This is a genomic window from Collinsella aerofaciens, assembly GCF_039752985.1.
In the GTDB taxonomy this organism is placed as follows: Bacteria; Actinomycetota; Coriobacteriia; order Coriobacteriales; family Coriobacteriaceae; genus Collinsella; species Collinsella aerofaciens_BT.
In genome coordinates this window covers 1-13734 of the sequence record NZ_JBDMHA010000057.1, presented here as the reverse complement: position 1 = coordinate 13734, position 13734 = coordinate 1, and the positions used below count along the sequence as shown (strand labels likewise).

At 51.8% G+C, this 13734-nt stretch carries 10 protein-coding genes and 2 pseudogenes; 8 read left to right on the top strand and 4 right to left on the bottom strand.

What is annotated here, in order from left to right:
• Positions 1-57 precede the first annotated feature (57 nt).
• The 3 genes and pseudogenes from ABHR76_RS07930 to ABHR76_RS10110 all read right to left on the bottom strand — a co-directional run.
• Positions 58-507 (bottom strand): annotated as a pseudogene (locus ABHR76_RS07930) (DDE-type integrase/transposase/recombinase); the annotation flags it as partial.
• A 4-nt stretch (positions 508-511) separates the two neighbouring features.
• Positions 512-745: pseudogene (locus tag ABHR76_RS10115) on the bottom strand (IS3 family transposase); the annotation flags it as partial.
• Complete coding sequence (locus ABHR76_RS10110) at positions 730-1023, bottom strand: transposase (RefSeq protein WP_430392689.1); 294 nt, start codon at positions 1021-1023, stop codon at positions 730-732. The pseudogene ABHR76_RS10115 and the gene ABHR76_RS10110, both read right to left, overlap by 16 nt.
• Before the next feature lie 588 nt (positions 1024-1611).
• Between ABHR76_RS10110 and ABHR76_RS07920 the strand changes: the two genes are divergently transcribed.
• From ABHR76_RS07920 to ABHR76_RS07895, 6 genes are all read left to right on the top strand, one after another.
• Positions 1612-2052, top strand: a complete 441-nt coding sequence (locus ABHR76_RS07920) for a hypothetical protein (RefSeq protein WP_346977254.1) — start codon at positions 1612-1614, stop codon at positions 2050-2052.
• A gap of 42 nt (positions 2053-2094) precedes the next feature.
• The gene (locus ABHR76_RS07915) at positions 2095-2856 is read left to right on the top strand and encodes a TIR domain-containing protein (RefSeq protein ID WP_215674415.1); all 762 of its coding nucleotides are present in this window, start codon (positions 2095-2097) and stop codon (positions 2854-2856) included.
• A 163-nt stretch (positions 2857-3019) separates the two neighbouring features.
• On the top strand, positions 3020-5266 hold the full coding sequence (locus ABHR76_RS07910; protein ID WP_346977252.1) for a KAP family P-loop NTPase fold protein: 2247 nt from the start codon (positions 3020-3022) through the stop codon (positions 5264-5266).
• A gap of 455 nt (positions 5267-5721) precedes the next feature.
• Entirely contained in the window at positions 5722-7395 is a 1674-nt protein-coding gene (locus tag ABHR76_RS07905; protein WP_215674419.1) for an ATP-dependent nuclease, read from the top strand.
• Positions 7385-8464 carry a UvrD-helicase domain-containing protein gene (locus ABHR76_RS07900; protein WP_215674421.1) on the top strand — a complete coding sequence of 360 codons (1080 nt, stop codon included), beginning with the start codon at positions 7385-7387 and terminating at the stop codon, positions 8462-8464. The genes ABHR76_RS07905 and ABHR76_RS07900 overlap by 11 nt, the downstream gene beginning before the upstream one ends.
• A gap of 109 nt (positions 8465-8573) precedes the next feature.
• The gene (locus ABHR76_RS07895; protein WP_346977249.1) at positions 8574-9701 is read left to right on the top strand and encodes a hypothetical protein; all 1128 of its coding nucleotides are present in this window, start codon (positions 8574-8576) and stop codon (positions 9699-9701) included.
• Between the two features lie 560 nt (positions 9702-10261).
• Here the strand turns inward: ABHR76_RS07895 and ABHR76_RS07890 are convergent.
• Entirely contained in the window at positions 10262-11551 is a 1290-nt protein-coding gene (locus tag ABHR76_RS07890; protein ID WP_346977248.1) for a hypothetical protein, read from the bottom strand.
• Between the two features lie 567 nt (positions 11552-12118).
• On the opposite strand from ABHR76_RS07890, the gene ABHR76_RS07885 reads away from it, so the two are divergent.
• Complete coding sequence (locus ABHR76_RS07885) at positions 12119-12853, top strand: RNA-dependent RNA polymerase family protein (RefSeq protein WP_346977247.1); 735 nt, start codon at positions 12119-12121, stop codon at positions 12851-12853.
• Positions 12854-12877: 24 nt separating this feature from the next.
• The gene (locus tag ABHR76_RS07880; protein WP_346977256.1) at positions 12878-13543 is read left to right on the top strand and encodes an RNA-directed DNA polymerase; all 666 of its coding nucleotides are present in this window, start codon (positions 12878-12880) and stop codon (positions 13541-13543) included.
• Positions 13544-13734 lie beyond the last annotated feature (191 nt).

Sequence of the window (13734 nt, the reverse complement as noted above, 5' to 3'; positions counted from 1 at the left end):
GTTGTAGATGACCTAGATGCACTCGAACAGATTCAGCGCGGCCTCCTCGCGCGTGGCTTAGGTGCGCGCGTGCACGCACTTCGACTTAACGATGCCCATGAGCGACTCCATGGCCGCGTTGTCCCACGGAGAGGATATCGAGCCCATGGACGGGCGCACGCCATGCTCGCGCATGGTCTTGGACGGCAACAACGACACATACTGGGATCCGTGATCCGAATGATGCACGTAACCCCTCGGGTTGTTTCGCCTGCCCAGGGCCATCTTCAGCGCCTCGTCGGCCAGCTCGGCCGTGATGTCGGGCCCCATCGACCAGCCCACTATGCGGCGCGACCATATGTCCATCACGAGCGCCAGATACAGCCAGCCCTGGCGGGTTTTGACGTAGGCGATGTCCGCGAACCACGCCGCGTTTGGGCCGCCGGCCTCGAACCTGCGCTTGACCAGGTCGTCTGGGGACTCCCTCTTGGAGGCGCGTTGGTCGACCGAGGGACGCTTGACGCGCGCGCGTGACTCCGCGCCATCCGCGCTCGCGCATGATGCGGGCCACGCGCTTGCGCGAGGTGCGCATCATGCGCGAGCGCAGCCGCACGAGCGTCTTGGGCGCGCCGTAGATGCTCCGAACCTCGTCCCTGAGCTGGGATATCGCGATGGCAAGCTCCTCGTTGCGCAAGGCGTGCGCGCTCGGAGGGCGCGACTTCCAGGCGTAATAGCCCTGGCGCGCCGCCTTCAGCGCCGCGCACATCTCCGACACCGGCCAGCGCGTCTCGTTGAGGAATATGAACTCTGTTGGGTGGCGTCGAGCCAGATGTAGGGGTACCTGACGTCGGAAGGGTCACGTTCCTGCAGGTCGGCGACCGTGTCGTCGAGCGAGGAGCACATCCTCGACACCTGGCTGGCGCTCATGCGGTCTATGCCCATGGACTGCGCCACGCGCTTCACCTTGCTGGCGGACACGCCGTTGGTCACCATCTCGGAGACCGCGGCGGCGACCGCGCGGTCCACGCCCGGGTAACGCTCGATCAGGCCCTCGGGGAAGAAGCTCCCCGCGCGCAGCTTCGGAATCCTGAGGTTGATGTGCCAGACGAATCGATTGTCCTCGGGCTGATCGGTTCGGTTTCGACGCTCTTCTTACCATGCCGATATACGGGATGGCTGATACCGCTTAATGTCGTCCTCCCTGTTCCTTTTGCTCTGGTTACTTTGCCAGAATGCGGCAATCAAGGCCCCCAAGGTAACGAGTCCGATGAATGCTTGGACAATCAAATTGGCGATGTCTATAACGATGTCAAAAGTCACTGGATGGTCACCGGCTTAGCGTCGTGGGGCGATAATTCTAACTCCGAATAATATGGGATGACCGATGGCTGTCGTTCCGCAAGACTTCAAAGACCTAAAGAGCCAAATAACATTACTCGTCAGTTCTGATGTGGAATCCTTGGAGAGATGCATGGCGGCTCAAACGAGACCCGCTATTGCTATGACATAGAGGATGTGAATGCCAAGATTGAAGATGCGGAATCCGAGATGCTAACCGTGAACAATGCTCATTTCCAGTCAACCCGACTCCTGCGACTCTAGTCGAGGCAATCGGCAGCCTATAAGGGAATCATGGCTCTCCTCTATAAGGGGAAGGGGCTCGATTTAATGCGTGGCATCTCTATCGATATCGTGAACAGCATGGAAACCGCTCCCGATATACATCACATCTTCCCGCAAAGCCACTGCGTAAAAACGGGATACGAAAGGCATAAGTGGAACTCGGTCATCAACAAGATGCCTCTGCTGCCTGAATCGGACAGAGAAATTGGAGGCTTGACTCCCAGCGTCTGCTCAGCGAAATTCGTTAAGAAAGTGAAATCGAACAGGGTGAACTCCGTCATCGAATCGAATCTCATTGACTGGGATGCGTTCATTAATGATGACTTTGATGCCTATTTCAAAGATCGCGCCATGGCTTTGCTGGACGCTATTGAGTTCGCAATGGGCAAGTCCATCTCCGATAGGGGCACTGAGGAAACGGTAAAGAGATTTGGCTGCCCATTGGAATAAGATGCTTCTTAGCTCCGTTATTGGTTATAGAAAGAAGGCTTAATGTCTGATTTTGAAATTTTGCAACAGTTGTGCGAAACAGCAGACGATCTTTCAAAGAAATACATCCGCTCTAGTTCGCCTGACTTTAAAGCATGGAAGACAAGGGCGGACAGGCTTTTAATTAGGCGGTTTGGAGAAGACAGCTACGAATTTAAAAGTTTTAACGAAATCAGCTATTCGTTGTCTTATTTCGCCCCCGGCACGCCCAAATCGGCTTTTGTTGATGCCTGTGCGGACGGCCTGCGCAAAGCAAAAGCTGTGCTGGAGACATACCTTGATGAGTTTTCAGCCGAAGGGGAAACCGGATCGACTGCAAATGTTGGAGATTATTCGAAGGTATTTATCGTTCATGGCCACAACGGAGAGCTTAGAGAAAGGGTCGCGAGAATCATCGAAAGGCAGGGCCTGACGGCGGTAGTCCTGAACGAGCAGTCAAATCAGGGCAAGACAATCATCGAAAAGCTGGAAATTGAAGGCGATGCAGCAGGAGCGGTATGCCTTTTTACGGCGGACGACGAAGGAAGGGCCAAGGCAGAACAGTCGGCAAATCCCAGGGCTAGACAGAATGTTGTATTTGAAGCCGGATACTTTATTGGTCGGCTTGGCAGGGAAAACGTTGCAATTCTTGTTGACAAAGGTATCGAGATTCCCTCCGATCTACAGGGCGTCGTTTATACCGGAACAGACAGTTGGGAGTTCGGCCTTTTGAAAGAACTCAAGTCAATGGGATATTCCATCGATTTTAATAAAATGGATTTCTAACGGATGCGGCAGCAGACGACAAGATGTGTATTGTGGGAGCCAGCTTCGGAACAAAGAACAGATGAAGATGCCAGGAGCTGGAAATGACGCAGCTCGACCTGACAGAGAAAATGCGGCTTTCCGAGGCCGCCGTGCGCAGCTACGAACTGGGGAGGTAGTGGCCTTGGATAACCCCAACCTATCTCTTGCCACCGATACACCAATCAAGGTGAGGGAGCAAGATCTTATCGGAAGGATCCCTTTCGCTGAGAGACTGGCTGATATTCTGAAATCCGCAGCTGGGCCCGAGTCGCTTGTCATTGGTTTGTATGGACCTTGGGGATCAGGCAAGACTTCGGTTATAAACCTCGTTGAAAATGCGCTCTCCCGAAAAGACGATGACGAAAAGGCGGGCGTCTCTGTCGTCCGTTTTGAGCCCTGGAATTACCTCACGGCCGAGCAGCTGCTCGCTCAGTTCCTTAAGGAAGTCGGGAGTGCGCTTGATAAAGATGCACATGGGCGGCGCAAGCTATTCGGAAAGTTGCGCGCTAAGCGCCCCGAGGTCCTCAATGCCTTCGCGGCATATTCTGAAGCCTTGTTGATGACCGCCGGCGCCGCTGCCAGTTTGGCGGGCATGCCGCTTGCGGGCGTTGCTGTGCCCGCCTTCGGCAATCGTTTGACGAGCAGGTTGAGGAAATCCGCAGTTAGGGCGGGAAGCGTCTCCTCGAAGAAACAGAGACTTGAGGAGGAGCTCCTCAAGTTCGATGGGCGAGTCGTAGTGATCATCGATGACATCGATCGGCTGCCGAACGACCAGGTGCGTATGGTGTTTCAGCTCGTCGCCTCTCTGGCGAAGCTTCCCAAGATAAACTACCTTCTTTCTTTCGATGAGGAGGTGGTTACGCGGGCTTTAAGTGAGGTCCAGAAGTGCGATGGCGCTGAATACCTGGAGAAGGTAGTCCAGGTCCCTGTGCGCCTGCCGTCCATTTCATCGGGCGATTTGGAGCGGATGCTTCTCAAGGACATTAACGCGATTTTTGAGGCGTTTGCCTACAGGCGGGAGGATCTTGACGACAAGAGGTGGAACGGCGTCTGCCTGACGTTTCTGAACAATCGGTTCTTCACCATAAGGGAGGTTCGGCGCTTCTCGAACGCGTTAAAGGCGAAGTTAAGCATCCTGCCGCGATTCTGCTGCTTCGAGGACGTCGTCGCCTTGGCGGTGCTGGAGCTCAAGGTGCCAAAGCTCGTTGATTGGATTCGCGTGCACAAGGACCTCCTTTGCGGCACGATCGGATCTTCGTTGTATATGAATAACATGGATCCGAAAGACAGCCTCGCCAATTTGGAGAAGCTGTTTTCTGGGATAGTCCCGAGCTCTGAGGCCAAGTGGGCGGTCGAGGCCGTCTGCAGGCTTTTCCCGCGGGTGGCAAATATAACTGGCATGAGTCATTGCGTCTCTTACTCGAGGGAGACCTTGAACGCTATCTGGCGGGCCGATTCCTTCGATCTATACTTCCATTCGAACATGCCGGACGGAATCGATGTTCACGAGGTACAGGATGCGTTGAATGTGAGCGAGGGCGGAGTGCTGCTCGAAGACCTGCGCAGGCACGCCGAAGCGGGTAGCATGATTGACTTTGTGTCGGCCATGAGGGCCCGCGTATCGACGTTGGAGGAAGGACGTGCCGAAGTCGTCGCCAAAGCGTGCCTTTTGGCCTTGGGTCTGAGCAAGGAAAAGCACTATGCCCCTTTGGCCTCGACGAGTGCCGACCTGGAACTCCTCAGACTCATCGAGTTGCTGTTCAAACAGTTGGGGCCTGCTAAGTCTGGCGAGATTCTGCGAGCGTCGGTGGACGAGAGCCAGGGGAGAGTGATCTGTCCGCTCACGCCTTTCTTGATATCGCAGCTGAACAGCCTGAATGACAGGGGAGACGGTGGCTGCAAGACGCTTTTGCCCAAAGGCGACATTTTCGAGCTTTCCGATGCCGTTTGCGCCAAGGTGATCGAGGACGCCGCCACGAGGAACCTGTTCCTAGACGATGAGTGTCATTATGCGTTGATCTTGCTCAAAGAGCGTAAACCCAATGAATTCATGGCTTATGCGAAAAGGGTTGCCAACGTTGACGGGGCGGGGTGCGCGTCTTTTCTCTCGTTCGGGTCGGGGCGCTACACCTCGCTTGACAGCGGCGAAGTAACGAGCTTCTCATTCGATAAGGCTGGTGTCGCAAGGGTGGTCGAGCTCGCAAAGATCGACGGTCTTCTTACTGAGGCGCGCGCAGACGGCAGCTTTTTCGAGTTGCCGGAAGACTACCAGCTGGTTGCGGCAGCTTTCTGCGTTGCGAATAGAGACGATGATGGTGGGAACGAGGTCTCTGCTGAAGAAGCTGGTAGGCTCCTTGCGCATTGGAGGCGAAATAGCAGGAGGACGTGATGAAGATGCGGACGTTTCTTTGGACCTGCTATGTGACCGTGGCGGGCGCGGTCGACTGCGCCCGGCCCTCGCTGCGGCTCTTGATGCAGGTAGCATCGAGCCAGATGTAGGGGGCCGGTTGCCGGCCTCGCATGCCTCGTCGGCCTGGGTGTCCATGATCTTGTTGACGAGCGACTCGGCCATCACCCTTATGAGCTCGGCCATGTTCACCATGCCGTCGTCGAATCTCGGCATCAGGGCACCGCCGCCCGCGATCTCGTGCATCTTGTTCATATGCGGTTATTGCCTTTCTACGAATCCTGACTTCAGCAATTAGAATTCCAGGCGATAGCCGCATCGTGCTTTCTACGGCCGGGGAAGCGACCCTTTACACCAACATGCGATCCCTATGTGACGCTTTTTCTTGGCGGATAATAGAAAGAATAACGAATTGAGCTGCGAGAGTTGGTGGAACCGTGCATATAAAAGAGCTCAGGGTATTTGGATTTAAGAGATTTCGCGAGGCGAGCATCTCGTTTTCCGAAGGAATAAACATTGTCGTTGGAGATAATGATTCTGGAAAGTCGACGCTGCTTGAGGCGGTAACAGCAGTAATCGATGGTCAATATCGAGGAGCTCCGCTGATGAGGAGCATTTCCGAGGATCTCTTTAACAAGGATATCGTTGACGAGTATCTTTGCCTGCTGAAGAACGGAAAGCCTTGCAATCCTCCGAGCATTGTTATCGAGGTGGTATTTTCCGGCGAAGAGGACACAGTTGCTCTTTATAAGGGCGACTTTAATAGTCGCGGTGTCGCTGAATCTGGAATCAAGCTAGATATCGCCATAGACGCAGAGTCTTTTTCCGATGAGTACCAAGACTTTGTTGCCGCGAAATCACACCATGGTTTACCTATCGAATACTACGCATGCTCATGGACGACATTTGCCAGAAAGAGCATCCGCCCTGCTGGCATCAAGTTCAAGTCGGCACTAGTTGGCGCTGGCAATTCTCTTGCTTGGCCTGGTTCGAAAGCGATGGTGACAAGAATTGCAAGAGACGTGCTGGAAAGATCCGATCAGATAGCCATATCGCAAGTGCATAGAAGAATGCGCACTGGCTTTTCCGCCGACCAAACCGTCAAAAGTATAAATGAAAAGATTTCCGAAAGAGCAAAGAGTCTCACGAATAAGGCTGTAACGTTTGGGTTCGAAGCGGGCACAGTAAACTCCTGGGAAAATGGAGTCATCACCAAACTTGAGGATATTCCATTCTCCAACGTAGGAGATGGAACCAAAAGCATCGTCAGCACAGAGCTCGCTTTGGCAAAGAGCGAAAAGCGTGGCGGCAACGTGGTATTGCTTGAAGAGCCCGAGAACCATCTTTCACATACTAGGTTGAATATGTTCCTTGAGGGCGTGAAGAGCCGATGTGAGGGGGTTCAGCTAATCATCACGACACATAGCAGCTTCGTTGCAAACAAGCTCGAGCTTAGGAACTTGATCCTTCTCAACGGAGGTAATTCTGCCTCGATGAGAGACCTGAGCGAGGATACCTCTAGGTTCTTCATGAAGGCCCCTGGATACAAGACATTGAGGGTTCTTCTGTGCGATACCGCTATTCTCGTCGAGGGAGATGCTGACGAGCTCGTTGTCCAGCGCGCATATATGGATGCCTCCGATGGAAAACTTCCAATTCAGGATGGTGTCGATGTCATTTCCGTCGGAACAAGCTTCCTTCGATTCCTTGAAGTTGCAGAGGTGATCAATAAGAGGGTTATCGCCATGACCGACAACGATGGAAACATTGGGGCACTGGAAAAGAAGTATCAAGGCTACAAGTATGTAACCCTAGCTCAAGAAGATGAACTGCAAGTCGTCTCGTACGCAAATAGGCTTCTTGAAAAGGGCAGCATGGAGGGAATCAACTACAACACGCTTGAAGCAGAGATGTACGAATCGATTGGCGCTGAAATGCTGTCGAAAATCTTGGGCAAAGAGTTCAAGGATCGAGATTCCGCACTCAAGTATATGGAGGAAAACAAGACAGAGGTCGCGCTCAAGATATTTGATTCGGTGGAAACCTTGTCGTATCCGGAATACATAATGCAAACCATTGCTTGGGTGCGAGGCGAATTAGATGAAATCTAAGATCTATTTAGCTGCTGCCGGCTCAGGAAAAACCACATTCTTAATCAATAGTCTTTCGGATGCCGATCAAAAAATCCTTTACACCACCTTTACGGATGAAAATTCGGCGGTGGCGAAGGAGATGATTTATCAGAAGTATGGCTGCATCCCTTCCAACATCACTGTACTCCCGTGGTTCACCTTCCTTCTTGAGCACGGAGTGCGTCCTTTCCAAGGCGCTGCGGGCTTCGGTAAAGAGAAATTCAGCGGGGTTGACCTGAATCCTGAAGGAAGGAATTTCTATAAGAAAGGAACCCTTCGTTATTACTGTAATAAATCGAAAGAGATTTATGCGGCCAAACTTCCAGCGCTTGCGCTGAAATGCAATGAATGCAGTTTCGGAGCGGTTATCGAAAGGATCAAGGAGCTGTTCGACGTTGTGCTCATCGATGAAATACAAGATATGGCCGGATACGACTATGACTTTATCGCCGCGCTTCTATCCTCTGGCATGCCCGTAGTCATGTGCGGCGATGAGAGGCAGTCAACCTATCGCACCAATGCTGGAAACAAGAACAAGGGTCTGAGCCTCGAGCAATATATCGAGAAAAAGAAGCTTACGTCGCTCTGCGAGATAGATCGCGCGACTCTCAACGGAACGCATCGTTGCTCTAAGAGCGTCATCGAATTCGCAAACATGGTCTATCCGGAGTTCCCACCAACCGAATCTTTGTGTGCCGCTTCAAATGAAACCCATAATGGAGTTTGGGCTATTCCAAAGTCACTTGCACAAAAGTATTGCGAGTTTTTGGATCCAGTGATTTTGAGACATAGCGTCGCCACTCAGACCGCGAACGCTTCATTGGTCTGCAACTTCGGCAAAGCAAAAGGCCGAACATATGACCATGTTCTGATTTATCCAGTTGCCGATATGGCCTCTTGGTTGCAAGACGCTTCAACGGATCTGAAGCCGCAGACGCGCTCCAAGCTCTATGTTGCAATTACTAGGGCGAGGTTCAGCGTTGGCTTCGTGGTTGCTGACAATAAAATAAATGAGCTTCCAGACACGCTAAGCGTTTGGAAGCCATAAATAAATCACGTGTTTGTTTGACAGCCAAAACGGATACCGGGGACGCAGCAGATACTCATTACACTATCTTTCTCCCAGCAATCGCATATTCACAAGAGGAGAATAAGTCATGGAATTGAACGCCAGCAACCTCTCTAATACGATTGATAGATCATTAATTACTTACTATTCTGAACAAGGAACAGTATCAAAAGGGACTCTGGACGATGAACCTGATAGCTTCTATGTGTACAGCTTGCCGTCGCAAGATCTTTTATACGATTCCTATGACAGCATTCAGGAGCAAATCCATTCGAGATTGATCGACCTCGACAATCTCATCATCGAAAGATTGTTCGGAAATCAGTCGATTTACTATTCCATCATCCGCTTCTGTCCGATTGCAATATCAGAGGGCGGCTTCAGTCCCGAAATGACTTTCGATAGGAATTCGTTCGCTGATTACGTCAAACGTTTCTCATTCGAGGAGGCGCGAAGGCTCATCTATCTAGATGATCTAAGGTATTTAACCGATAGCTTTGGCGAAACGTACGATCAGGCCGTGGGCTCACTGAGGATGGCATTCTGCGCACTAGGGGAAATCGAGCCCATTGGAGACATCTCGGACGGAGTATTCAAGGTATCCTCTCCAAAGTCTCATTCAATGATGAGAGAAGTGGAGTCGTTCATAATTAGGGTGTATTCTTCATTGGATATTCTCAGCCATCTGCTATTTGAGCTGGACCGGATTCCCAATCGATTCGAATCCTTCAAGAAAATCCGATCAGACAAGTCGGCCCTATATTCCAAATTCAGGTCAAAGAGTCCGCACTCTGGCGACGAAGGCCATATATGCAACGACTTTCCCGAAGCCGTGTACTTAGAAGAACTGAGAAACGAGATCGTCCATAACAGAGCTTTCGAAAATTCAGCGACCTGCTACATTAGCCTCGAGAATGGCATCGTAAAAGAGCGCTTCTTCCTCCTGCCGGATTCAAATGAAAACGGCAGGTTGCCAAGGTGGAATGGAAGATGTCGATTCTACTCGCAAGAAAATAAAGGAACGGAGCGCCTTTCCTCGCTTTACCGAGAGATATCGATTCGAATATCGAATTCCCTGGATTACGCTATTGATGATCTTTCGGAAGAGATCAGCGAGATGCGCGCCAGCGGCGAGCTCAAGGTGATGAACCCCAATGCAATAGAGGAGGCCATCGAATCATTTCGTGTCGCAGCCATGCCAGCCACCAGCAAGTAATGGAAACCGCCGCATTGGGGTTCATCAGAGGAGGTTCATCTCGGCACATTCTGATATCAACGAAGCCGATATCAGAAGCGTCTCGGAGAAATCGTAGAGGATGCTGGAGACTTCTCCCGTATCTATCCGTGCCAAAGATTGAAGAGATGTTCAACGCGGGATTCGGCTTCGCTGCCTGTGCATGCGCTGCCCCGCGTGGGATATCCGCCGCGCGACCGCCACGACTTCGACCCCGAGGTGCTTGGCCAGGTCAAGCGCGGGCACCGCGACGGCGCTCAGGAGGGGGTCGGATATTGTTAGTATACGCGGCTTGCCGACGTTTATGCGAGCAATATCAACCCGAAGAAGTCGGAGGGCTCTCTCCGGCAAATTTACTTGTTTGAGGCGCGGGACAGTGGCACCCCAGGCTGCTGAAGCCATGCTTGATTCTTGTCCCCTAGGGTCTTTTCAGGGGTTGTTCCTTTTTAACGGGAGCGTTGGAGGTAGCCGCTTTCATCAAGTACTTGTTCGTGGCACGCGAATTGCTGTGCGCTAGTCACTTCATACCGTCGTTTTTTTCGTTATTCGTACCGCTTGATGAACCGGTCGGTCTCGTCGTACGAGAGGTAATCGGGTTCGCCCGTTCCGATTCTCCAAGCGATCTCTCGGGCTTTCGCTATCATGGCCGCTGTTGCGGCATCGGCACCTTTCGGAATCTTTGCATGTTTGATTTCTATGCAGCCGCCCGTGACCTCGGGGACGCTCCTGTACATCCAAGTTTCGCCTATGGGTACATGGACGTCGAAGAAGTTCCACTCGAACTCGGTGTCCTCAACCGTCCTTGAGGGGAAGTTCGGATGCAAATCCCAATGCTCGGAGAGAGCCTTCTTAGCACGGTTGAGGACGACACCCATTGCCCAATTGCCTGTTCTTTTGTAGGCAGGACCCTCCTCTGCGTGCTTTTCGGCAGTCGCCATCGCGTTCCAGATGAGCGAGGTGATCTGTGCGGGCGAGTATTCTAGGAGCATGGTGTCGAGCAGAGTTTCAAACTCTTCGCGCTTCGGTCCCTCATACTCGTAGCACGCATCGTCAAGCTGGACATCGAGGTAGGCTAGAACGAGACCTTTTGCGGTTCGCAGCCAGTACTCGCGCTCACCCTGACCAAGCGCGACGTATTCGCGATCACCTACGACGATGATGGGGTTTCTCTCGTGGGCAGTGTAGCCTTTCAACTTGATTGCAAAGGGCACCTTGTACCAATAGAAGCTGAAGCCGTCTTTCTCTTCCTCAAACCCGCTCAACCATTTGTCGAATGCTGCGGTTGGTTGAATGTACCCCTCGCCCCTGAGCGCCTTACAGACGTCGATGAAGCCAAACAAGAGCGGTTGGTCTGCGATGGGCCCAAGGTAGGTATTGCCACCCCCGCCTCTTACTTCGATCAGGACCTCGAATACTGTGCTCGTGAGGCTATCAGGATTGCGCTTGGCCCATTCGAACTCTTTCGGCTCAATTGAGAATGCACGACGCAGCCTGTACTTCCGCTCAAACTCTTCGAGCTCTCGCATTGCTTGCTGTCTAGTTTTACCGCAATTTGGGCAGAAGACCTGATCCTTATAGTACGAGTCCGCCGAGACGTCCTTGATGCCCCTGCTGATTCTAGGCGCAAAGAGCGCACCGCCGCAAAGGGGGCAGCCATCGTCCAGCTCAATCATAGGGAACAGCTCAACGATCTTCTTGTCTGTGAAGCTCTTCGGGAGGTCATAGAGCTCCCTCAGATCATTCAGTGAGAGGCCAGAGGTGTAGTAGGCGTCCATAAGCTCGTTGACGTTGTCCTCGCCCAGCTCTGCTCTAACTTCGTCAACTCTTGACATATGCTCGACTTTCTTTCGATCAACGGAGGTTTATACGTGCCATTTTATGATATAGCCATGCGTCTTACGGTGGCGCTTTGATAAGAGGAAGGTCTCGGGCAGCGTTAGACCGTCCGAGACCGGGATGTCGCCGCTAGGCTGTGGGCAGCTGCTCTGTATTTATTGACACTAAGGCCTCAAGCATCTGATGCCAATGTAAGTTTCGATAACTCTCTTTCAGGTAGGCTATATTTCTGATCTGATGCGATCGCGTGATTCAAGATAGCATTCCGGTACAATAAAATTGCTTTACGCATTTGGCGTAAAGGTGCGTTATCGCCGTCAATAGCGCAAACGACGAAATTCCGACGTTCGCACTATTGATGCCGACGTTGCCTGCGCATAGCTGGGCAAGGACGCTGATAATCATATCGGTTATCTCCGCATCTCCATCTAGTATGCCATAGGCAAGCATTGGAATGGGCGGCCGCATTGCGTTGGTGAACTCGCTTCACCTTATGTTAGCCTGCTCGGTTTGGGTGAGCCGCTTCCTATATACCGAGCAGGTTGATTAAAGGCGGTGAGCCCGTGGACGATTTCGACCCGCCTCGTATTCCAGGGTATGCGATAAAGAAGAGCTACGCGCATTTCGATTACCGTGTCGCATTCAAGGATGTCGAGGCGAGGGTTTGTGATGTAGATTTTATTCAGCGTCACGCATTTCTTCCCTTGATTGCGAATACGCTTTGCCATGTGAGATTCAGGGACGGTAAGAAGATCCTGAAGACGAGAGATATCGCATATGCATCTCACTTGGATCATAGGATTTTTCAGTATTATGCGCTGCAATGGGGCAAGTTATATGACCGTCGTGCCTTAGAAACTGGTATCGGCAGTGTTGCTACGGCTTATCGAAGCGGATTTCACCTCACTAATTGCTCTGTTGCTGCAGATGCAATCGATGCCATTCGCGGGCAGGGGGATTCGCTAGTTATCACGGGAGACTTCACCCACTTTTTCGATAACCTTGACCATAGTTACTTACGCAAGGCCGTTAGAGGATTCTTTAACGAGGGCGTGCTTCCACCGGACCATTACCAAGTCCTGAAAAACATATTGCATTACTGTTATTGGCCTGTTGGCGATTTAGCGAGAAGGAATGGGCTTGGCTGGATTGATCTTCAGCCAGACGACCCGTTCACGTTTGGCGATTCTGCGTCCAAAGTTCGATCCAAGGCGTTAAGGAGTCTTAACAGGCTACCGCGCATCTTGACACCTGCGGAGTTTTCGGCTTACAAGGGTTCTTCGATTGTTGTGCCTTGAAAAAGAAGTCATGATGCGAGGGGCATCCCCCAAGGGCTGGCAACAAGTGGCGTCTTGGCGAACATGTATATGTTTGATATCGATGCCCAGATTAACGCGTGTGTTGCCAGCGTGAATGGCAGGTATATACGATATTGCGATGACTTCATCATTATCGTCCGAGCCAAGGATCTCAAAACAGCAAGCAATGCACTTGCTTTGGCACAGGGAGTTCCTGCAGTTGAACTACAAGATGAAAAGACCAAAATCCACCGTGTAAACGATGGGAGGGTCGAGCAACTTTCACTTGGTGCATTGCTCGCAGGAGAAATGGAAGTTGTGCGAACCGCGCATCATGCTGGAAATCATGTTTCGTTTTTGGGATTTGATTTTGACGGTAAAGATGTCCGAATTCGCCAATCTACGGTCGGCAGGTTTTACAGCAGGTTTTATCGTGCCGCTAAATCAATCGGCAGGCTGGCCGATAATCCGGACAAGCATCCGAGTAAAAAGCGCGTAAGCGCATTGTACGAGCATTACTCTCCGAAGGGGAACAGATCGAGTGACAAGCGAGGCACTTCGGACCCAAGCCACCATGGAAACTATCTTTCATATGTTGCAAGAGCTCAGAAGGCGTTTCCGAATGATCCCATTAGTGGCCATGTTTCCAAGATGTATAGGAAAATTAACAAGGCAACGGGTAGGGGCTGATGCTGATTTAGGCGCTGTAAGTGACAGTAAAGCTGTAGCTAAATCAAGAACTTCGAAGTTGTCTTTGGAGTGGGCTGCATCTGATTTCATATATTGGATTGATTGAAGGATGAGCCAGTCGCGTCTTCTTCGCCGTGCTCACGGTCTTCTGTCCGTCTCGGCTGCATGGTGAGGCTCAACGGTGTAGAAGC